The sequence below is a fragment of the Nitrosomonas sp. PY1 genome, from assembly GCF_022836435.1.
Lineage (GTDB): Bacteria > Pseudomonadota > Gammaproteobacteria > Burkholderiales > Nitrosomonadaceae > Nitrosomonas.
Window position 1 is genome coordinate 315,280 of the sequence record NZ_BQXC01000001.1, and the last position, 22,824, is coordinate 338,103.

The following is a 22,824-nucleotide window of genomic DNA, read 5'->3' on the forward strand; positions in this document are numbered from 1 at the left end:
ATTCATGGCTGATCACTCACAATCCTCGGAATCCCGTCGTTGGCTCGATATTAAAATGGCGGCCAAATTTATTGCACCCTATAAACGTCAAGTGATCTACAGCCTGCTGGCGTTGTTATTTACAGCAACAATCATGCTATCGATTGGACAAGGTATCCGTTTGTTGATTGATCAAGGATTGGCTACGCAATCAAAAGATATGTTGAGTCAATATGTGGGAATATTTTTGATGTTGGTAGCGGCTTTGGCTTTCGGAACATTTACCCGCTATTACTGGGTTACCTGGCTGGGTGAGCGGGTTATCGCAGATATCCGCCAAGCGGTATTCAATCACCTGATCCAATTGCATCCTGGATTCTTTGAAGAAAATCGCAGTCTTGAAATTCAATCTCGCCTAACGGCCGATATGACCTTATTGCAAACGGTTATTGGATCTTCCATCTCGTTTGCACTGAGAAATTTTATTATGATGCTTGGCGGCATGATCTGGTTATTTATCACGAATCCGAAACTGACCGGATTAGTATTGATTTGTGTGCCGTTAGTAGTCGTTCCGATTTCGATCTACGGTAGACGTGTTCGACGTCTTTCGCGTGAAAGTCAGGATAAAATTGCAGATGTAGGTGCTTATATAGGAGAAGTGCTTGGTCAAATTAAAACGGTACAAGCCTACAATCACCAATCGATTGACCAGCAAAAGTTTCATGATGAGGTAGAAGAAGCTTTTGTAATCGCCAAGCGGCGTACTATGCAACGCGCTTTGTTGATTACTATTGTCATTTTGCTGGTATTGGGTGCTGTGGGCATGATGTTATGGGTAGGTGGCATCGATGTGATTGAAGGTCGGATCAGCGCCGGGGAATTGGCTGCTTTTGTTTTTTATAGTGTCATTGTAGGATCAGCGGTTGCTGCGATCTCAGAAATTATCGGTGAATTGCAGCGTGCGGCCGGTGCGGCCGAACGGACGATGGAGTTGCTACAAGCAGCTAGTTTGATTCAATCTCCAGTCAAGCCCGATACATTATCGGAAGTTTCTGGAAATATCGAGATTGATCGTTTATGTTTCTCCTATCCATCGCGTCCCGAGACGCTCGTCATCGACAATTTGACTCTGAATATTAAAGCAGGGGAAACTTTTGCATTGGTGGGGCCTTCTGGTGCCGGAAAATCAACGATATTTGATTTGCTGCTGCGTTTTTTTGATAGTCAATCCGGTTGTATCAGGCTTGAAGGTGTTGATATTCATAATCTGGATCTTTTTGCCTTGCGTCGATGTTTTGCTCTGGTATCGCAAAATCCGGCACTGTTTTATGGCACGATTATCGATAATCTGCGATACGCGCGCCCTGATGCTAGCGATATAGATGTACAAGCAGCAGCGAAGGCAGCTTATGCGCATGATTTTATTTGTAAGTTTCAGAAAGGCTATGAAACACATTTAGGTGATCTGGGATTGGGTCTATCGGGCGGTCAGAAACAGCGCTTAGCCATTGCTCGTGCGATTCTAGCTGATGCACCGATTTTGTTATTGGACGAAGCCACCAGTGCGCTAGATGCGCAAAGTGAGTATTGGGTACAACAAGCGCTGCAACGATTGATGGAGAATCGAACCACGTTGGTCATCGCTCACCGGCTCACTACGGTACAGTCTGCAGATCGAATTGCCGTACTGAATCATGGCCGTTTGGATGCACTTGGCACACATACCGAATTGCTTCAATCGAGCGAGCTATATGCGCGTTTAGCGGCTTTACAATTACAGAGATAATTGGAGCAACGCAAGCACTCAATTTGTATGTTTTCTATAAAGTAGACAGCAAACTCTTCTTTCTTGTAATATAAAATGGAGCCTTCTGGCTCCATTTTATATTGAATAACCGAAATGAAAAGAACTAGCTTTCCGTAGCCGTGACGCTGATTTTCTTAGGTTGTACCGCTTCACGTTTGGGTATTACCACTTCCAGCACACCATGTTTCGATGCGGCAGAAATTGCATCGGCATTAGCTGTATCCGGTAAGCTAAAACGTCGATAGAACGAGCCATACGTGCGTTCTACACGCTTATAACCAGTATTCTCAGTTTTGGCTTCCGTTTTTTTCTCACCTTTGATGGTCAACACGCCATCGTGCATACTGATATCGATATCTTCCGGTTTAACGCCCGGGATATCGGCGTGAATCACAAACTTATCGGCTTCTTCCTTGATATCCACAGCGGGCGCCCACTCTGCCGTTGCCGTAGATCCTTCGACAGTACTTCTTTCCAGTTCTCTTTGTAATTGACTTAATAAGCCCCAAGGCTCATATCGTACAATAGCCATAATGAATCTCTCCTTATCAGTGAGTACTAATACAATTGACAACTTATGCGTCGGCAATTCCCTCAGTCAATCGTTGATTGCGCTAACGCATCTTCAGTGTTGTATATAAGGATGATTCGGTGTTTTTCAAGTGAAGAATTTTTAACGAACGCTACGGTAGCGCCGCCATTGGAAGCTTGCAGCAAACAGTAAAAATCCCAATATTGCTATCCATAAACCATTACGTTTGAGCCATTCAGACCAGTTTGCTTGTACTAAAAGGTTTGCTTCGGCGAGGTCGAGAATTTTATTGTTTAATTGCGAACCATCTTGTGTCATGAGGTGCAATTGCAAGGTTAATTCTTGTTGCCCGGAAGACTCGGGGGTAACACGCCAACGCCAATTTGATAAACCTTGATAGGTAGAAACGGGTTCTTGCGCGCCTTCTCGGTCAATCAGCCAATTTTTGCCGGTTATCTCCGCTCTCATATTGCTTGATACAGTGCCTACGATACCTTGATATGATGTGCCTTCCGACGCGCTTGAAACAATCTCGTTGAGAACTTTAGCAAGTTGAAGAGTTTCCAGGTTGAGTGCTACTTCGAAAGATTCATATTGTTTAGCACTGGATGGAATGGTTATTGCAGCATTATCCACCGGGATTTTCATAATCACAGGAGCGACTTGTCGTTGAGGCGATAATAAGTGCAATAAAGCATTAATCGAGAAAGGCACAATTAACAGCACTGCTAGCAATGCGACGGGTACTATTAAATTTAGATTTAAACTCGATTCTGTTTCTGAATCACGCACTTTGTCTCCTTTAGATTTGTTCATCCCGGTAGATGAATATTACGAGTTACTTTTTCTTGGGTTCTATTTTCTTTGTTTCGACTTTTTTCGTTACGGTTTTCTTACTTTCCAGGATAAAAGTCACTTGAAGATTAACGCGATACTCAACAATCTTCCCGTTTTTGATTTCTAGCTTTTGTTCCTTGACCCATGCGCCACAAACGTTACTAATGGTTTCGCAAGCGCGTGCGATGCCTTCATTAATAGCATGTTCAAAGCTTTTGTTACTGCTTGTGCTGATTTCGATCACTTTAGCTACAGCCATGAGTCATCTCCTTGAAAAGTTATATCGTTATTTTAACGATAGATTGGTGCAAGACTATGATTTCCTGCACTGACGTGAAAGTACTGAATGTTAATGGTATTTGTCAAGGTATGAATGCTCTTTATTCTGGTAGTGTGTGAAAAATGTCAGAGCATGCGTGTAATCAAATAGAGAGAATCTCAGTCACTGCGTTTTGTAGATGTTACTCACACTATCCAATAGAGGAGTGCATTTCCATTTCCCTGCGTTACCTGCAAACCAGGTTGTGTGGTTTTTACAAATATGTCTCGCTCCATTTTCGCGCGCCTCGGCTTTTTGCACAATTCCAATAACTCCTGCCGCTTATTGGTATTTCAGGGAGAGTTACTCGATATTGTGGTAAAAACAATTGTCTGGATTCGCCTATAAGGAATCCCGCGGCTCGACACCAAGTTTGTATCGAAGTGATGTGGGAACCAGATTACCGGATAATTACTTGGGAAGTCTACCTAATGCTAATAATTCCACCATTGTAGCCTCCTCGAATTTTTGATCCAATCAAAAGTAGAGGTTATTGAGATTTTGCTATTGCTGATACTTTCGTACTTATATTGGTTGCAATGACACTCGGTGTATTCATACAATGATTGGAGATATGGCACCAATAGAATTAAAGATTTAATAAAGTGTATCTGGGTAAAGAACCTCGGATATTGGTGCTGACATTAGTTAATGTTATTACTGTTCACTAAATTGATCTTCCTCAACGGGATCGACGAAATACTTTTCAAGGAGAGCTGTTCAGTGCAAGAACCAGATCAAGAACTAGATCCCAACCAAGCTACACAAGGAGAGCACGAAGCATCTTTTGCAACGGCCTTGCGGCTGTGGATCGTCGCCGCAGTCTATAGTACTTATCTAGTGATATATTTCGTCACTGGTAGCGTGCCATATGATCGTGAGTATTTCTACTGGCATGAAGGGGTATTGCTCGCTTTAGTGATCGTCGTGCTATGCAGAGCTGCAGCGCGGGCTAAAGGCGGAGATAGGCTGTTTCTGCTCGGCAGTGCGGTAGCTGTGATCATGCTACTGTTGGGTGAGGTTAGCCATGGGCGCGACATCGGACTGTGGCATGGTGACGATGGCGATGTTCTTATACTATCAAACGTAGCCTACACAGGGTTCTTGTTCACCTGGGTGGCGACCTGGACGCTGATGGCAACGATCCAAGTACAGCGGCAGAAACCAGGGACTAGCTCCATTGCCGTATTCACAGTGCTGATGATCGGATTAGTATTATTGTTCTTCAATTTCTATTCTCAGTTGTACGCGCAGCACTTAGGCAATGCCGAAGGGCGTCTTAATGTTGCCATAGCCATACTCGAACTGGCTGCACTGGTGGTTGGGATTGCGGTGACGCTGCTTGGTGCATGCTATCCGGTCGTAATGATGTTCGTAGGTATCGCGCTTGCGGCGGCTTCCGATATGTTATACAGCGTAGGGAATGAAGTAGTTATCGCCAATCCTCTGTGGATGCTAGGCCTATGCCTATTGTTAGCTGGTGCATTAGTGCTGCGGCCCGTCATCGGTAACGGATCGCTAATGCGCGAAGGTAATCGATCCGTTTTATCAACGCTGTTGTTGACGTTGTCGCTCGGTGCGGTATTGGTTTCTGCAGTCGTTGGGCAGGAAATTCAATTTCAAGGGACTAGCGGCTCGGCGCATGGAACTCTCTTCTTTGTGTTGTTTGTAATCGGGCTGGTAATCGTGATGGTAGCATTGACGGATCTCTTTGACCGCGCCATAACACGGACCAGCGAACACGTTGCATGTTGGCTGAATCAGAGACTCAACGGTCCTGACTGGCGTACAGCTCCAACGCAAATGGTGTGGGTGCTGAAAGTCACTGGCTTAGGCATGGTGCTCGATCGCTTACAAGATGCCGCCACGGCATTGCGGCGCGATGTAATCTTTCTTGGACCGGAGCGCTTGAATCCACCACCGCAGGAACCAGCGCCCAATGCAAAACCCACATGCTTCATCGTTATGCCCTTCGGACAACCTGAGTCGGGCTTAGTGCATCAAGTGTTACGCGATGCTTGTTTACGTGCCGGATTCCAACCGGTTCGCGGAGACGACCTGTTTACTCCGAGCGATATTCTCGATGATATCTGGCGTAGCATCACTAGCGCACAATGTGTCATCGCTGACATTACGGGTCGCAATCCAAACGTAATGTACGAATTAGGTATTGCCCATACGTTGGCAAAGCCAGTGCTGATCTTATCGCGGTATGCTGCAGACATTCCAATCGACTTGGCAACGCGGCGCGTTATTCTCTACGGTACCGGAACGGATGGTAAAGACCCAGATTGGGCCGAAGTATTAGCGCAGCAAGTGGGACCGGCGATTGAGGGGCTAAGAGCAAGTGGGGTATAAAACAGTAAAGCATATTCTCCCCTGTGCGCATTACGTACCTTTATGGATCTAACTCCATAGCCGCAAAATGGGATAGCCTGACTTTAGCGATGCCTTTTTCTGGCGCAAATTAAAGGCTATCGTGCATTCCTAAATATGGAAGTAATTAATAAACAAAAGATTCAAGTTAAATCACTATTAACAGCTTGTAGCAAAGGGATGCAAGTGATTCAGAGTGACATTTTTCTGAGCGTAAGTGACCCCAATACGTTGAATATCAGATATGTATTTCACTGAATCCATAACTTGCACATTTTCTGACTTTACCGTATTAAGACCCAATGCATCAAGACCTGTCTGACTGACATCAGGATCATAGCGTACATAAGTAAACTGTTTCTGGCCGGTCCAATTGGATTCGGCAGCACCAAGAGGTTGCACCATGTCTCCAAGTTCACGATCAATGGGCGCGCCGAATCGACAAGCGCCTAGTGTTCGACAAGCCATGTCCCATCCGGCGCTGGCTCCATTCATTAAAGCTGCCGGTATGTTTTTTGCGTGATCAATGAGCCAAAGCTCGCTCGCTTTTAAATCAGATCGTGCTTTGGCCGCATTACCTGTTCCCACCGATACGATCAATAACTGATCAACTCCTGTTTTCCAATTGACCTGATAAGGTCCTGCAGTGGCCATTTGGAAAGCAAGAAAAGCTGGATTGTTGTAAGTTGTTACACCGCCATCCACGAAAACAAATTGATATTCTCCCGGTGTTTCTGGTGCAAACGTAACGACTTCAGGTGGAAAAAAAGTCGGTGCTGCAGCACTCGCACGCGCTACTTGCCATAATGGTAAGTGGAGATTGCAATCTTTGCGATCCAGTTGATTATATTTTGCATCCGGGTTGTTCCATACCGGCCATGGAGAATCTGTACTATGGTTACGCAACACCATCATCAGTAATGTACGCAACCCCTTATCACCAAGCGTTGCTAACGATTCCTTTTTTCTTCCAAGTGCTTGGTTGATTTCGAATTTAAGCTTCTCTGCTAATGGCTCGTCGTTATAGCTGTAGTGCAATCGCTTAAATATCGATGCTTTGTCGAACATCAATTCTCCACTACTGACATAAAAAGCACGAATAGTATCCATCGACATGCCGGTTGAAATACATGTGGCGATCATAGCGCCTGTACTCGTGCCGCACACAAAATCAAACCAATCCGCAAGCACTAAATTCGGTTTTCCAAGTTGCGCACGGAGATCTGCCTCTAATTTAGCCAAAATTTCCACGCTGATTAACCCAAGAATACCTCCACCATCACAAGATAGAATTTTTTTAGGGCCAGGCGATGTCATACGTGCTTTTACTTTCTCGCTCATATTCTTTTCTCCAAGAAGTTATTATTATTTAGGAATCTTTGTCACAAAACATTAAAATGCTAAAGACTACGAGTGTCAATACGCGTGACTTTTCCTGTTCTGCGATTGACTTCCTCGTACATGTGCGCCGTGCCACCGGGACCATCGCTCCCACCACCGTCCCAAAGACAAACGAATATTACCTTATCAATACCGTAGGACAAGGCAGTATAGAGTAGCCAGAGATTGCAGCGCTCATATGGATTCACGCCTGCCGGGGGTGGACCCAATTGTTCTGGTGCCGAGCGGACTCCCTGCTGGGTAAGCTTGGCTTTGGCCGTCATATAACGCTCTCGCCATGTTTCACCACTGCAGACTACCGATTTCTGAATAAACTCTGACTCATTAAATGGTTGCAGCCATTGCACCTTTACCTCCAGTTGCTGGCAAGCTTCGGTGAATAAGAGATCGCCACCGCAGGCACCTTGCGTAAGTGCGAGATCATCTGGTCCAGCGCCCCATTGATTCAATACTTCTGCAATTTTTTGCCCAGCTACCCCTTCTTTTTCTGCCGGGAAACGTGGAGTGGCCCTTCCCGGCGCATCAATCATATGGCCGCTAAAGAGAAACACTTGTCGAGGTTGCCAATGCTCTTCTGGCTTGACAAGTTTTTGCAAGGCACGATCAAAGATGGCAATACCGGCCTCAACATTTTCAGAATGAAAGCCCAAATCCTTAAGGAATTTTAGTTGTGCGAGACTGGAATAGAGCGCAAACCAATCCTTGCCATTCTTGGCGATAGCTTCTTTATATGCAGCCTTTACGGTCTCCGGCGTACCAACCAGTACTTCCAAATCCCCAACAGTTGCTTTTGACCAAAATAGCTCCGATTCATCGGTAACACACTCAGCAGCATATCGAATAGCCCCTGCCATTATGACCATGTCTTTGTCGTAACGTGAATCATTTGTGAGACCTCGATACAGATGCATCAAGGTCAGCGCATTGATACCCGAATAGTAGTGCCCAGGATTATAACGATAGCCCATTGCATAACTCTCAATCGCGGCACGTAACAATGCATCTTCGTAGGCCGCTTCTTCCCGCAACTGTTCCATGGATTTACCTGGCTGATACCACGCAGCTATCCAAGCATCCTTATCGACCCGACCCAGTAGCGCCCAAGTTTCCGGATCGCGTTTGTGGTTTTCTTGTTCCACCATATTGCGATAATGCGCGCGCGCGCGATCTAATGAATGACCTAGTTTTCCTGCAAGTGCTAAGCGCTGAAGACAGATGCCTAATTCCCGAAGTCCTTGCAAATTATCCGGTTCAATAGCCAAGCCACGCTCAAGTTGTTCAAACGCAAAACTAAAGTGCTCAGCTTGGCGTAATGCTTTTCCTGCTGCTATCCAAGCTTCAGCCCGAAAAGCTGCGACCGGTGCTTCATCAGCAAGCACCAATACATCGCCAATAAAATCGGTTTTTCTCGCTAATGCGATGCGCTTTTCCCAAGCTTCGTACTGCTCCCAGAATTCACAAACGTCACCAATACGGAGCGATTTCCAGTCTGGTTCTTGAAGATTCGGTAACAAATGATACACCGGACTGATCTTGCGCCCATGCCACGATTCCATCGTGGCTTTTACCATTTCAGATAGCTTCTTCATGTCCTTTTCAAGGGTAATAGAATCGGGGCCAGCGTCCTTGATGCCATAACGCAATTTCCGATCGGTGTAGAGATCGAATGCTGTAGTCGCCCGCCCGCCACTGATTAAAATAACACCCCGTGCACGCAAGGCATGTCGTACGCCAAGTTCATACCAAACATTGGGATTATCGATCGTGAGATCCGCCACTACGAGATCCGCGATCAGAAGTTCTTGAAACATATCCGTACGGATATCGCCAGCACGCTCCTCTTCATCCGCGCGAAATGCATCCATACCTGCTGCTTCCAATGCGGGTTTGATTAATTCGTTATAAATGCGATTAAAATCTATTTCGTTACCTTGACCATCTTTCTTTAAGCCAAAAGGCATTGCCACAAATGCATGAGGTCTCATGATCGCACCTACTATAATCTTCCTTAGATGGGAGCCTACAATACACTACCCCATCACAAAGTGATATTAAATAATTACATGGTTTGCTACAACAGCCCATTAAATGGGGCTGTAGTAGATTAGCTTAGTTGTTACGTTAATCAAATAAAGGTAAGTCATTGTAGATTATTAAAGAAAGTACAGTTAAGGTTACTGGAATTTTTTGTGCTGGAAGTTACAGCAAAATCAGCAGCCAATATACTCGGAATACACCCAATAGCGCCGCGTTATTTGCGCAAGGCAAGAATCACATTAACGGGATTGAGAATTTTTGGAATCAGGCCAAACGTGTTTTAAGAAAATACAATGGAATTTCCAAAGAATCATTTCTATTCATACTTAAAGAATGTGAATTTAGATTCAACTATGGGGCACCTAAACATCAACTAAAAATATTGAAACATTAGACTCAAATTTAAATTGATCTACTACAGCCCTTATAAAAATTGTCCTCTGTCGTATCATTATGAGACACGGAGCTTAACTGCTTATTTATATGGGCCAGAGTATAGGTCAGCACGACGATCTATGTAAGTAATCACAACACAACAAGTCGTCATTTAAAAAATTACTCGATCAAGTTTATTACAAGACTCGGTTTAACGTCTATGCTGACCATTTCTATTGGTTCGAAATTAGTATAATCGGATCAAAGTTCCTAAAATTCTTCCCAATCCTCTTCGCTACCTGCAGCTTTACGAGTCGTCGTAGTTGATTTATCGGAATTAACAGCGACCTTTCTTGTAGACATATGGCTTTGCATTTTGGTGACTGTGGCCGCTGGACTAGAACGATTGCTCTTTCTTACCGCAGTTATTGACGCATGGTCATCCGAGAGTTTGAATGTACTCACAGCTTGTATGAGCGCTTTGGCTTGATCTTGCATAGCTATTGCTGCGGCTGCAGCTTCTTCTACTAATGCTGCATTTTGTTGGGTCGATTCATCCATTTGTGTAACTGATTGATTGACTTGCTCGATACCGGTACTTTGTTCGTTTGAAGCTACAGAAATTTCGTTCATGATGTCAGTGACACGTTTTACAGAATTGACAATCTCGCCCATAGTCGTGCCAGCTTCGTCGACTAATCGCGTGCCTTCACTAACTTTACTGACTGAGTCATTGATTAATTCTTTAATTTCCTTAGCTGCAGCGGCAGAGCGTTGTGCTAATGTACGAACTTCTGTTGCAACCACTGCGAAGCCACGGCCTTGCTCACCTGCGCGAGCTGCTTCTACGGCTGCATTCAGCGCTAAAATGTTAGTTTGGAATGCGATACCGTCAATAACACTGATGATGTCAACAATTTTATGCGAGCTTTCGTTGATCGATTTCATCGTGTTGACAACCTGGCTGACCACCTCACCACCCTTAATTGCAACAGTCGATGCACCTTCAGCTAGTTGATTGGCTTGACGAGCGTTGTCGGCATTCTGTTTGACAGTCGAAGTCAATTCTTCCATCGATGAGGCGGTTTCTTCCAAGCTGGATGCTTGTTCTTCCGTGCGATTGCTTAGATCAGAGTTGCCTGATGCAATTTCAGAACTAGCTGTCGCGACACCTTCAGCATTTATACGAATGGTATTAACAACGCTGGCAAGTTTTTCTTGCATGGTATCCATGATAGATAGCAATCTACCTTCTTCACTATGATCCGAAGCGCTAATCTTTTGATGTAAGTTACCCTCAGCAAAACCTTCTGCAATGTTATTTACTTGCTTCAATAAAGCCGAAGTACGATTTCTAACGACAAGTAACGCTATCAAAACCATAATCGACATAATAATTGTTGTAGCTATAGCTACATATTCCCAGCGTGTGCTTAGGGTTTGAGCGCTAATTAGCTCATTTTGTGTGCGTTGATCGAGCAGCAGAAAGAACTCATTGACTGGTTTCATAATTTTGGCTTTATATTGATGATAAGCCAAGTTATGCATCATATCACGGGCTTTTGCCAAATCTGGCTCACCTTTCACGGTAAAACCGCCATTGCTATCTGCGTATAAGCCTTTCACCATATTCATCGCAATCGTTTCAGTTTGTACCAATTCGTTTGAATTGTCCTGTGCCTCAGAAAGCTTAGCAAGCTCGGCTTCTGAAATACCATATTTTTTCATCAAATCGATCAAAGCAACTGTTTCACCTGAACCCTTCGAAGGATCAATATCGGCAGCGCGAAAGTCCCAATAAATTTGCTCATAGCCTTTGGGGCGCGGTATTTTACCGTTGCGGATATCGAGAATTTCAAGATATTGTTTTTCCCATTTGATCTCGCCAGCACTGACAACATACGTACGGGCTAGGCGTGTTAAATCATCGGAGCTTTGACGCATCTCATCGGCTAATTGATACATTTTGTAGCGATTCGTTGCCGCGTCATTTAATATGCCCGAGTAGTGCCTACTCATGATAATACTACCAATAGCAATTATCGCTAACAAAGCAACTAAACTTCCCATTGCTGTAAAAATTTGCTTAAGGCTCCAGTTCATCGCACAATTCCTTTAATAAATTTGAGTAACTAAATTTTTCGAATAGATCGAAAATGCAATTGTGAAGAAAGCTATAAAAATTTCTCTGGAAAATATAACAAATTTATTGATAGCTCTTTTTTGTAAAAAGAACCATTATAGGTAGGCATTTTTTTATATCAGCAAACCTAGATGCAGAGGTAATCTGCTCATTTTTAGAGACCTTACATGGACGCCCACAATTTGCAAGGCATTCAATTTGATGTATGCTGATATTCATGGAGTCCGAAGAGTTTCATAAAATGAGGGGATGAAATGGAGGATAAGAATGGAATTACCGCGTACACAGTATAGTTAGGAGTTTCGTAAGGAATCAGTAAAGTTTTTCAAAGCAAGTGGATTGACGTTGGTTGAAGCGGCAAAGCGACTGTCATTACCCAAGGGGACGCTAAAGAACTGGGTTTATGCTGACGGGGAGAACTCGCTGCGGTAGGCAAGCGTCAGAAGGCGCTGACTGAAGTTGAACTAGAGCTATCCAGAGTGAAACGGGAATTAGCGGAAGTGAAGCTGGAACGTGATGTTATAAAAAAGTGTGCGACGTATTTCGCCAAGGGGTCGCGGTGAGATACGATCTGATCGAATCGCTGCGACAAAGCTATCCGGTTACGCTCATGTGCCGGGTGCTTGAATTCAAGGTGACGACTAATTCTAAGCATAATCTGCCAATTGTCCCCAATATTTTAGAACGGGAATTTACTGTTAGAGCGCCCGGTAAAGTATGGGTCAGTGACATGACTTACATTCCTACCGATGAAGGTTGGTTGTATCTGGCTGGAATAAAAGATCTATTTAATGGCGAGTTAGTGGGCTATGCGATGAATGAGAGAATGACAAAGAGCCTGGTTATGCAAGCATAATTTCGTGCAGCTGCAAGTAAACATTTAGATCAAGGTAGCCAATACTGTGCGCACGATTACCAGAAGCTATTGCAACAATTTGGCATAACCGCCTCCATGAGCCGCAAGGGTGACTGCTATGACAATGCCCCGATGGGAGGAAGCTTCTGAGGGATACTCAAAACCGAACTGGTGTATCACCGGAGATTCAAAACACGCCCACTTTTTGCCAAGCTTTCATTCAATGATTTGAGAAAGTAAAGATTGCTGCCATACATCCGGACTCTGTATGAGGCGCATTGCCTCTGCCCCTGATGGAATTCGCTGAGTAGCGCCTTATCACCTCAACGTGCTTGATGCACTATGTGCTGTTCAGGTTTAGCCACTCACGGTCTAACCAGTCTCGCCATCATGTTATGATTGCCTGTGCAATCGGTGGTAATCTTTCTCTTTAAACTCGTTTTTAATGCAACAACCAATACGCCTCTATTCAACCGTCGCGATCAGTGAGCTGCGGCAGTTGCTACCATAGTGTGATCGGGGTGAAATGTAGCTTTTTTGGTAAGCAATACCCAGATAATGCGGGCATTTTTGTTTGCCAAGGCAACAGCAGCAACGTTCTTATTGCGCCGCGCTATCAGCTTGCACAGCCAGCTTCCGGGCTCGGCCTTTTTCTCGGCAATGCGGATGACTGCTCTTGCTCCGTGGATCAGCAGGGTGCGAAGATACGTATCTCCGCGTTTGCTGATACCGAGCAATAACTGTTTGCCTCCGCTTGCATGCTGCTTGGGCACCAACCCTAGCCATGCCGCTAATTGTCTGCTGTCCTTAAACTCCATTGCATTTCCTACGGTTGCCACAATGGCGCTCGCTGTAATCGGGCCAACACCAGGAATGGCTTCCAATCTTTGGCTGGCCTCACTCTCCTTGTGCCAAAGCTTGATTTGTAACTCTAATTCGTCCACTTGGCGATCCAGTTCTTTAAGGTGGTCTTCAGTCTTTCCAGCAATCGGCGCATGGTTCCTGGCAATCCATTTTCAGCATCTTCCAGAATGTCAGGTATGCGTTTGCCAATCGATTGGATACCCTGTGGGATGACGATACCAAACTCAGAGAGTAGGCCCCGTATCTGATTTGCCTGCGCAGTTCTAGCTTTCACAAAACCCTGTCTGGCACGATGCATCGACAGAATTGCTTGTTACTCAACGTTTTTGATCGAGACAAAACGCATGTTCGGTCAACTCACCGCTTCACAGATCGCTTCTGCATCCGCCATGTCATGCTTGTTGGTTTTGACGTAGGGTTTGACGAATTGGGGCGACATGAGCCTGACGGTGTGCCCAAATTCACCCAGCTTCCTCGCCCAATGGTGTGAACTACCACAAGCTTCTATGCCAATCAGGCAGGGCTCAAGATTGGCGAAGAACCTTACCATCTCGCTGCGGCGCAGTTGCTTGCGAAGCACCGCTTTACTATGCATATCTACACCGTGAACTTGAAATACTTCTTTTGCCAAATCAATGCCTATCGTTGTAATCTTCATATCGGACCCTCCTCTCTGGGTTAGTGGGTTTTATTGCACCACTACTTTGGCACTTCGATGCCGTTTAGGGTAGTGGGCGTCCATTCCATTACCTCACCTTCGGTTTCTGCCGTATTAGGAGGGCTCTAAAAGCTGCGCGTGTTGACCATCACTCTTTTTGTATTATATTGTTGTTACTGATATTGATATCTTGACTCCAATTCATAGGATTAAAGTAAGCACAGCGAATCACTCTTACCAGAGTATATTTCTTGATTATCTCGACCAATCCAATTGCCTTGATAGCCTAGTCACTAGTCAAAAATGCTTTGCTATATCTATATTTAAGAGCGGTTTGATGTTTTACTCATTTGTTCTTGCTTAGTAATATACCGTTGAATCAGCGATTCTGTTTTTGGTGGTAGATCTATAAACTCACATCCTACACGTTGATAAATATTACCGGTTTGTGATTTGATTTCATTAGTGTTTTTTACTTTAATGGTTGTTTTTAGAATTCCGATCTCTGGTAAAGCGATTTGACAATTGATATATACGCTGCCTGGCTCTAGATTCAATGAATTTTGCTTATCAATAGCACCAATGCCTCCGCAACTGATATCTAGTAACGTAATTTCCGCATTAGTCGATCTGCTTTCCATAACTAGCGGGATGAGGCATTTAATTGGTTTAGCAATAGGTGTCGGAACCCGATAACTATCTCTTCTTTGTATTCGTAATAAAGATTCAGGAATATTTACAGAGAATGCATCTTTCCCATCATATTGGGTTTTTTTTATTTGATTGCAGATAAACTCAATTTTAATCCTATTCTGCCGAGTGACAAATAATAACTCGTTGCTGCTAAGGACTCGTTGGTTAGCTATTGCGTCAGTTCCGTAGTCGATAATAATTTCATTATTATCGACGTCTATGTGAAGAATTGATGTAAGAATGAAGCTGTTTTCTTCTCCAAAATAAAGAGTAACAAGCGAGTCTGATTGTTTTAAGTCTTTTAAAATAAATAGAATATCCACTCTCGAATGTAATCGGAAATTTTCATTCTTTTCATCTTCAGGAATCCAAGTTTGTTCTGGAGGACTTGTTGTTTCATCTGTTGGATAAGTTTTTTTCATCATTAAAACTCCCTTAGATTTTTGACATTACATTTGAATTAATTGTATTTTTATTTGGTGGAATATTGCAGTTATGCTCGAGGCGATAAATCCAAGCTAATAATTCAGCGACAGCAACATATAATTGCGGTGGAATACGGTCGTCCAAATCAACTTCCATGAGTAGCGCAACTAATTCTCGTGATTCATGCACATATATACCCGCTTCCTTGGCACGCTTAATAATTTCTTCAGCGATTAGGCCACGACCTTTTGCGACGACTTTAGGCGCTACTTGCCCTTCCTGATAAGCGAGGGCAATAGCGGATGTGGGTGGATTATGTTCCGTCATCATGGCTTTGAATTTTAATTGATTGAATATTAATTCCTGAAGCATGCATCTCACTGGCAAGTGGGTGCTGATTATTTTTTAACAGACAACTTGTTTCTGGTTGCAAAGCATTAATTTTAATTTCAATATTATGATTATATAGGGACATTTTTATTAGGATTTCTCCAAGATTAGGCAATGATAATCGTATTTGACTATCCCAGGAAGCGAGATGTTCTGATTCGTTTTCTTTATCACCCTGTTTTTCCTCATGAATATCCCAATCCATCAATTGGTTTTCCCAAACTATTCCTCGCCAGATTATATGGCCTGTCTCCAAAGTTGATAATTGTTGAGAAACTAGAGAAATGGCTTGGCTAGGTATTGATAAATCAGTGGTGTGTAATTGGGTTGTTGTTTGCATTTTGAGTGTAGATGATTCTGATGCAATCGTTGCAATTTTGTTTTGGGGCTCTTGCCGCAAATTTTCAAGTGTGTTTTCTCCGTTTATCCACTTTGCTTGATGTGACTCATAGAATAATCCACTTTGGGCAATTGTTTTTTGCAATAAACTGGGTAATTCTGTGTTATTTAAATTCGTATCGGCTATAACCGGAGTTTGGGATACAATCGTTTGTGTATTATTGGGATTCTGATTTTTGAGTAGATCTTGTGCAAGATTACCTAGAAATCGCCCGGTGGCGCTGAGTAATGTATGCTCATCCTGCGTTTTAAGTTGAGCTTCATTGACAATCGTGAATTTGAGTTGTGGTTCGACTGATGCAACCATTAATGTGAGCTTAGTGCCTGGTTGGAAGATGTCAGGTAATCTGATTTGTAGTTGTTTATCTGCTATGAGGATTTGTGCATTGTTATTGGGTAAACGTGCTTCAACAAGAACTGGGTATTTTTCACCTTGCTTGAATTCGGTTTTTGGAAGATTTGAGTTAAGAGGAATGGTTGCAGATGTAGAAGACCTTATCTGCAATAAAGTGGCGATTAAGTCGTTTTTTGTTATCGATGGAATCACGATAATTTATCTTTATTTTGTTTATATTTGTCGATCAATAGCATTTTGGATTTAATAAAAATTATATGTTATCAACTGAATGGTAAGCTTGTTGGATTCTATGAGAGTGATCGGTCGTATTCAGCATATATTGTAGTTTTTCCATCCAGGGTTGGGTAATTGCTCTAATTTGTGCATCGTCGTCCAATATTTCCTGAATTATTCTTATCTTATTTTTTAACAGGTCTTCTTCAAAAATAGGTTGTGGGTCATTATTTATTAGCTTATCTGTAAGGCTTCTGCATTCTTTTTCTAAAATGATTAACTCATTCCATTGGTTGTTTCGAGCTGCAGATAGCATTTGTCTTGTAATTGCTAAAATAGCTTCATAAATCATAATTGTTTCTGCACTAGTCATATATTTTACTTTTCAATTTTTTTGGACTAAACCGCAATTGTTTTTGCTGGTATTAACATTGATTCGGTATTTCCAATCTGCCTCCAGGCATCGTATAGCTCGAATAAAAGCTTACTTACCTCATCAACTGTCTCAAAATTATTTTGAATATTGGCGATTAATAATTGATTTGCCATATATTCGTACAAGGCGTGTAATTTTATGGCCAAATCGCCCCCAACATTCATATCGAGACTTGCTTTTAATCCATGATCAATGATCATAATTGCTTTTGAGAGCATCTGTCCCTTCTCTGCAATCTCATTGTGTTTCATATGTTTTTTTGCTCTAGCCAAGGCTTCCTGTGCCCCTTCAAATAACATCAAGATAAGCTTGTGAGGGTCTGCTGATTCCACGCCTGTTTCCACACCGACACGTTGATAAGCAGATATCGCATTGTTTGCATACATTTTTATTTCCTCTAAAGAGCTAATTGTCAATTGATAATTATTTTGTTTTGGGTATTTCGATAGCTGTCGTTATTTGTTTGCGGATAGCTGTTGTTGTAAGAAGTTACTTGTTTTGGTCATGTTGGCAACCATGGAATCAAGGGCCGTGAATTGTGCTCGAATGCGTGCTTCTACATCAACCAAGCGGCGATTTAAAGTTTCGCGCTGAGTATTTATGTCTTTTATGGATGAATTTATACCGTCTATTCGACTGTCAATTAAGTGATTGCCGAGCATTTTATCTACCAATCTGTCTAATTTTGCTGCAAAACCATGTGCAAAATTGATTTCTCCTCTGGCACCGGTACTACCACCAATGATATTCAAAACCAATCCGCTACTATCGCCTAAACCAGTTAATTTTTGACCTGAGCCTATAGCCGTAATACCATTAATTGAACCTGCTACATCTAATCCGGCGGTTTCAACGGGAGTGCCAAATAGACTTGCTTTCGCATTTCCTCCTGTTATGGAAACAGTTGATGTTGAGCCATATTGATCAGATGAGATTTTTAATACTCCTGCAGATTCGATTACAGCTACTTTAAGACCCGCTGATGTAATTGCTGACGAGCCATTGATTTTGGACTGAATCTCTGCCGCTAAAGAGGCTGCTGTATAAGTTCCTGCTGCAATGGTGATATTTGTGCTTATTCCGTGAATAGAAAGATCAAGCCGATCATTCGATCCTGAATTAATAGTCAGAGATGCCGCGCTACTTCCTAAAGCCATGCCTTGAGTTGCCATTTGTGTGATATCCAATGAATATTTTCCATTCATTGTGTCAGGAGTGGCGCTTATGAAAGATACTTGACTGTCTGTCGTTTTCCCAATCGAAGCAAATAAGGTCGAAATATCTTTAGTAGAATCGCTTAATGCTTCGGATAATTTTGTTTGATCGAGTGTAAGTGTTCCATCGGCCTGAAAAGATACACCGATTTCTGATAATAAACTTAATCCACCGCCCGCAGAATTCAGAGGATTCGATATTTCGTTACGTAAGCTTGTCTGTATGGATCGTACCGTTGAATCACCCGTTAAAATGGAAGCTTGTTTTGTGGTTGCATCATATTTAGAGAGGTCGACAATGGTTTTGTTTAAATCGTTAAAAGATTTTACAAACGAAGTAACAGCGCTTTGAACACCTGCGGCATCATGCGCCAGATTTAAAGTCGTTGTTGCGCCTGGGTTCGTTTTTAGTAAATCGATCGTGACACCTTCAATTGCATCGGTGATTTTATTGGATGCTTTACTGATTGAGATTCCATCAATAATAAAGTTGGCGTTGCTGGCTGCTACCGTTTCAGTTAGGTTCGATATCCCTCCCGTAGAGGCATCATAAACAAGCTGAGACAAGCCAGTATTGTCCGAATTGTTTCCATCGGAATCTATAGCAGTAATTTTTAAAGCGTTGCTTATGCCAGTATCTTTTGATGCAATGACTAGGCGATTGCCGGAACCATCATTGACAATACTTGCAGTTACTCCTGCATCAGCTTGATTGATAGCATCACGGATTCCTGCAAGAGACGAATTACTCGGTGAGATAGTAATTGATTGCGCTGCTTTATCCGCATTTAATGTGAATGTGCCACTGCTGTATGTGCCAAACTGTATTGTTAATGTTCCGCTACCTACCGTAGTATTTGTAGTCGCAAAGTTCGTCGATTTCAGTTTTTGTGATTGCGCTAGTGATTGGATCTCTAGCGAATAACTGCCTGCTACTGCAGACGGCGTGGCGCTCACATTGGCTAAAGTTGAGTCGGAAATAGTTGCCGTTCTGCCATTAAATTTTGCCGGATCGGCTAATGCTGCAACGCTACCTTGGAATGAGGAAAGGGCTCCTTTTAAAGCACCAAAAGCCGACAATCTTGTTTGTAGTTTGGCTTCTTTGGTATCAAGAGCGGTCAGGGGGCGACTCTCCAGCGTCATCAGCTGTTTAACGATACCGTTAACATCCAAGCCTGATCCAATTCCTGGCGATGCGAGTGTTTGCATTTTAATTCTCTTTGTTTAGATTTTCATAATTGGATTAAGCTTTATCACTAAACAATAATCCTTGTACTCTATCAAGGGTATGCGCAATTTCAATGGCTTCCTTGGTTGGGATTTGACGAATAATCTCGTCTGTATGCACATCCATTACTTTTATAATGGTTCTGCCGGTATCCTCATCAATAGAAAAACGCAAGTTATGTGCCAGGTTTGCTACAGCTTCTTGTATTTTTTGTACGGCATGTTGGACATCTTGATCTGAACTGGAAGTGGTTTCAGATTGAGTATCTTTAACCTGCGAAGGTGGAAGAACCTGCAAATAATTAGTTGCTGATTTTTGCGTATTAGCAGTTGGAGGTGGTAGGTATACGTTTGTTACGTTTAATGCATTGATATTCATGATATTCTCCTTAAGGCTGAATGGAACGCGAGAGCTTCTAGCTGTACTCCCGCGCCTCCGGCTTTAGTGAAAACGTTAAGTCATTACATGGAATGATTAACGGAGTAATGAAAGAACGTTATTGGGTAGTGAATTTGCTTGCGCAAGAATCGCCACGCCTGCTTGTTGCAAGATTTGTCCGCGCGTCATGTTAGCGGTTTCCTGAGCGAAGTCGGCATCTTGAATGCGACTACGGGAAGCTGACAGATTTTCGGAAGTGCTTTGCAAGTTCGCAATGGTTGAACTGAAACGGTTTTGAATCGCACCCAGATCACCGCGTGTACTGTTAATTTGAGCTAAGGCGGCATCGAGTGTTTTTAATGCTGCTTGCGAATTCGTGGCTGTTAATAGATCCAGCGTAGCTACTGAATTGAATGCACTGACGGTAGTTCCAAACACATCAGCGTTTGCATTGCCTGCAGTAATTTGCCCTGCAGAACTGGCAAGCTCAATTTTGCCGGTTATTGTTGTTGAATCTGTGTCAGCTACACCATCTAACGTCTGTGTAGTTGTTCCTGCTACGACGCTAGCCGTTTTGAGGGTATCGGTATTGGAAAAGTCATTAATGACGATATCTCTGCCATCAGTGGTCGATAACGTGATCACGGATTTGTCATTCGGAGTTGCAAATGAGGCCGTGACGCCAGTGGTTGATTGCAAACCATTGATCGCGGCAGCGAAGCTGCTTAAATCGGATTTATCGGTCACCACGGCTGACACTGTGTTGCCATTCAGTGTCATAGAGACTGTTCCAGCGCCACTTAGACTACCCAATGTCGCACTATTGGTGGCGGTTGCAGTAATGCCGATACTCGAAGCTGCGGTATTAATAGCTGCTGCAATGGTTTTTGCGTCAGCACCAGCCGCATAACTAATACCAGTTGCTACACCTTTGCTGGTTGTAAGCGCCAAATCGGTTTCGGCAGTGACTCCATTTTCAGGTGTTGAATTGTCATGAGGAGCAGTTGCTGTTCCCATGGCAGTTCCAGTGGTATTTAAAATATTGCTACCCAATGCAGTCGCGCGTGAATCACCAATCGAGGAGATATTGATCGTTTGATTGGCATTGGCTCCAACCTGGAAGCTCTGATTCAGGAAAGAACCATCTAGCAAGTTTGTGCCGTTGAACTGGGTTTGACTGGCAACACGCGTTATTTCAGCCGTTAACTGCGCAGCTTCCGCTTGAAGTGATGCACGGTCACTGGCGCTGTTGGTCGCGTTAGCAGATTGCACCGCCAGTTCACGGATACGTTGCAAGTTGTTACCGATTTCTCCTAATGCGCCTTCAGCAGTTTGTGACAGAGAAATACCGTCATTTGCATTACGCACAGCTTGGTTCAAACCGCGGATTTGTGAAGTCATCCGTTCTGAAATTGCTAAGCCTGCTGCATCGTCTTTGGCACTGTTGATTCGTAAGCCAGAAGAAAGGCGTGTCAAAGAGGTATTCAGTGATGATTGTGACGTATTTAAATTACGTTGTGCATTCAATGAGGCGATATTTGAATTAATGATTTGTGGCATTTGAGTTCTCCTTTTACTTCACTAAGTAGTATTGGCAAAATTGCCATTTCCATTGGTTTTCCCCGCAATCCAAGAGGGTTTGTAACCGCTGTTGTAGCAGTAATCGGATAGCATTTTCAAAAGTTTAGAATTTTATAGTTCGGAATTAATACTTAATTGACTGATTTGTGTTAGTAATTAACGAAATAAATGGCTATGTTATTTATAAATAATCTTGTAAAATATTTTACAAATTCAGTTGGTTAATTCGTGCTTATCCGGTTAACTCCCAAGGTAGCTAGATGTAGTAGTGGGCCGTGATTTTTTTGTATAAAGTTCAGCATACGTCGGCGCAGTGACATCACCAGCAATGCCAAGCAGGGAACGGAATGCGTTGAAAGGGTAGAAACGGCGGTTGAATCGAAACGTGAATTCGTTGAGATAGGCTTGCAGGTGTTGCGGGCTGACGCCGTGGTGAATGCCACGTAACCATGTTTTGAGATTGGAGAACACGAGGTGAATGATGGGCAGAAAAGTTTCGGCAACTTGCATGTCGCCACGTTCCGCAACGGCGGTATGAAGATACCCTCGCTTTTCAAGCGCCGCGTAGCCGCTCCAGTCATCGGTAATGATGGTGGCGCCTGGCGTAACGACGCGCTCAATGAAACCGCCCAACGATTTGGCACTGCGGTCTGGCACCACAGCGAGCCGAACACGTCCGGCGTAACGCCCAGTCCTCCGCTTATTGAGGCTGCCACCGTGCTTGCGCTGTTTAACCTCGACCGCACCGGCGACGAGAACCATGTCGTGAACGCCTCGACCCTTGCCGCGAGTACGTCCTCCGACGTAGGTTTCATCGGCCTCGACGGCATCGAAGGGGTTGCCACCAATCCGATCTTGGTCGGGACGCACCATGCCGACCCGCAGTTTGTGGAGAATCTGGAAAGCAGTCTCATAACGCGACAGCCCGAGTTGCCGCTGGAATTGGGCAGCAGACATACCGGGTGTTTGGCTGGCAACCAAGTAGGCTGCCCAGAACCATACGGAGAGAGGTGTGTGGGTGCGTTCCATGACGGTGCCCGCAGTGAGGCTCGTGTCTCGGTTGCAGTGACGGCACCGACAAACGCTGGGGCGATTGGCGAAGCGATAAGGCTCTCCGAGTGTGCCGCAGTAGTCACAAACGAATCCGTCGCTCCATCGGGCGCGCTCAAGATAGGCCGCGCAGGCCGCTTCGTTCGGGAACAGTCGCTGAAAATCAGGAAGCGAGCGAGGGAACGGCAAATCGTCTCGCTCAAGCACGTCGATAACCATGACCACCTCAGGTTGGCGCAGATGCTCAACATACTACCGGTAGTGGGCTTGG

The 22,824-nt window shown here is 43.8% G+C and carries 17 protein-coding genes and 3 pseudogenes; 4 read left to right on the forward strand and 16 right to left on the reverse strand.

What is annotated here, in order from left to right:
* Positions 1–4 precede the first annotated feature (4 nt).
* The gene (locus W03_RS01435) at positions 5–1,768 is read left to right on the forward strand and encodes an ABC transporter transmembrane domain-containing protein (RefSeq protein ID WP_244070709.1); all 1,764 of its coding nucleotides are present in this window, start codon (positions 5–7) and stop codon (positions 1,766–1,768) included.
* 124 nt (positions 1,769–1,892) lie between these two features.
* Here W03_RS01435 and W03_RS01440 read toward each other — a convergent pair whose 3' ends face one another.
* The 3 genes from W03_RS01440 to W03_RS01450 all read right to left on the reverse strand — a co-directional run bounded on the left by W03_RS01440 (position 1,893) and on the right by W03_RS01450 (position 3,417).
* Positions 1,893–2,321 (reverse strand): Hsp20/alpha crystallin family protein, encoded by a 429-nt coding sequence (locus W03_RS01440; RefSeq protein ID WP_244070711.1) that lies wholly within the window; start codon positions 2,319–2,321, stop codon positions 1,893–1,895.
* Between the two features lie 141 nt (positions 2,322–2,462).
* On the reverse strand, positions 2,463–3,113 hold the full coding sequence (locus W03_RS01445; RefSeq protein WP_244070713.1) for a hypothetical protein: 651 nt from the start codon (positions 3,111–3,113) through the stop codon (positions 2,463–2,465).
* A 46-nt stretch (positions 3,114–3,159) separates the two neighbouring features.
* Positions 3,160–3,417 carry a dodecin family protein gene (locus W03_RS01450; protein ID WP_244070715.1) on the reverse strand — a complete coding sequence of 86 codons (258 nt, stop codon included), beginning with the start codon at positions 3,415–3,417 and terminating at the stop codon, positions 3,160–3,162.
* Positions 3,418–4,200: 783 nt separating this feature from the next.
* On the opposite strand from W03_RS01450, the gene W03_RS01455 reads away from it, so the two are divergent.
* Positions 4,201–5,835, forward strand: a complete 1,635-nt coding sequence (locus tag W03_RS01455; RefSeq protein WP_244070717.1) for a hypothetical protein — start codon at positions 4,201–4,203, stop codon at positions 5,833–5,835.
* Between the two features lie 177 nt (positions 5,836–6,012).
* Here the strand turns inward: W03_RS01455 and W03_RS01460 are convergent, their stop codons facing one another.
* Both W03_RS01460 and W03_RS01465 read right to left on the reverse strand, forming a co-directional pair.
* Positions 6,013–7,194 (reverse strand): patatin-like phospholipase family protein, encoded by a 1,182-nt coding sequence (locus W03_RS01460; RefSeq protein ID WP_244070719.1) that lies wholly within the window; start codon positions 7,192–7,194, stop codon positions 6,013–6,015.
* A 59-nt stretch (positions 7,195–7,253) separates the two neighbouring features.
* Positions 7,254–9,239, reverse strand: coding sequence for a tetratricopeptide repeat-containing protein (locus W03_RS01465; protein WP_244070721.1), 1,986 nt, complete (start codon positions 9,237–9,239; stop codon positions 7,254–7,256).
* Between the two features lie 260 nt (positions 9,240–9,499).
* Between W03_RS01465 and W03_RS01470 the strand changes: the two are divergent.
* Positions 9,500–9,685: pseudogene (locus W03_RS01470) on the forward strand (IS1595 family transposase); the annotation flags it as partial.
* A gap of 251 nt (positions 9,686–9,936) precedes the next feature.
* Here the strand turns inward: W03_RS01470 and W03_RS13335 are convergent.
* The gene (locus W03_RS13335) at positions 9,937–11,769 is read right to left on the reverse strand and encodes a methyl-accepting chemotaxis protein (protein ID WP_279599982.1); all 1,833 of its coding nucleotides are present in this window, start codon (positions 11,767–11,769) and stop codon (positions 9,937–9,939) included.
* A 337-nt stretch (positions 11,770–12,106) separates the two neighbouring features.
* Here W03_RS13335 and W03_RS01480 point away from each other — a divergent pair.
* Positions 12,107–12,902 (forward strand): annotated as a pseudogene (locus W03_RS01480) (IS3 family transposase); the annotation flags it as partial.
* Positions 12,903–13,147: 245 nt separating this feature from the next.
* Here the strand turns inward: W03_RS01480 and W03_RS01485 are convergent.
* The 10 genes and pseudogenes from W03_RS01485 to W03_RS01530 all read right to left on the reverse strand — a co-directional run bounded on the left by W03_RS01485 (position 13,148) and on the right by W03_RS01530 (position 22,772).
* Positions 13,148–14,187: pseudogene (locus W03_RS01485) on the reverse strand (IS110 family transposase).
* A 323-nt stretch (positions 14,188–14,510) separates the two neighbouring features.
* Positions 14,511–15,305, reverse strand: a complete 795-nt coding sequence (locus W03_RS01490) for a flagellar brake protein (protein ID WP_244070723.1) — start codon at positions 15,303–15,305, stop codon at positions 14,511–14,513.
* A 10-nt stretch (positions 15,306–15,315) separates the two neighbouring features.
* Positions 15,316–15,633, reverse strand: a complete 318-nt coding sequence (locus W03_RS01495) for an EscU/YscU/HrcU family type III secretion system export apparatus switch protein (RefSeq protein WP_244073674.1) — start codon at positions 15,631–15,633, stop codon at positions 15,316–15,318.
* Complete coding sequence (locus tag W03_RS01500; protein ID WP_244070725.1) at positions 15,620–16,642, reverse strand: flagellar hook-length control protein FliK; 1,023 nt, start codon at positions 16,640–16,642, stop codon at positions 15,620–15,622. The genes W03_RS01495 and W03_RS01500 overlap by 14 nt, the downstream gene beginning before the upstream one ends.
* A 61-nt stretch (positions 16,643–16,703) precedes the next feature.
* A complete protein-coding gene (locus W03_RS01505; RefSeq protein ID WP_244070726.1) occupies positions 16,704–17,039 on the reverse strand; it encodes a flagellar protein FliT in 336 nt (111 codons plus the stop codon).
* 26 nt (positions 17,040–17,065) lie between these two features.
* Positions 17,066–17,488, reverse strand: coding sequence for a flagellar export chaperone FliS (gene fliS / locus W03_RS01510; protein WP_244070728.1), 423 nt, complete (start codon positions 17,486–17,488; stop codon positions 17,066–17,068).
* A 69-nt stretch (positions 17,489–17,557) separates the two neighbouring features.
* Entirely contained in the window at positions 17,558–19,525 is a 1,968-nt protein-coding gene (gene fliD / locus W03_RS01515) for a flagellar filament capping protein FliD (protein WP_244070730.1), read from the reverse strand.
* Positions 19,526–19,559: 34 nt separating this feature from the next.
* On the reverse strand, positions 19,560–19,922 hold the full coding sequence (locus tag W03_RS01520) for a flagellar protein FlaG (protein WP_244070732.1): 363 nt from the start codon (positions 19,920–19,922) through the stop codon (positions 19,560–19,562).
* Positions 19,923–20,018: 96 nt separating this feature from the next.
* The gene (locus W03_RS01525; protein WP_244070734.1) at positions 20,019–21,482 is read right to left on the reverse strand and encodes a flagellin; all 1,464 of its coding nucleotides are present in this window, start codon (positions 21,480–21,482) and stop codon (positions 20,019–20,021) included.
* Between the two features lie 261 nt (positions 21,483–21,743).
* Positions 21,744–22,772, reverse strand: coding sequence for an IS1595 family transposase (locus W03_RS01530; RefSeq protein ID WP_244070736.1), 1,029 nt, complete (start codon positions 22,770–22,772; stop codon positions 21,744–21,746).
* Between the last annotated feature and the right edge of the window lie 52 nt (positions 22,773–22,824).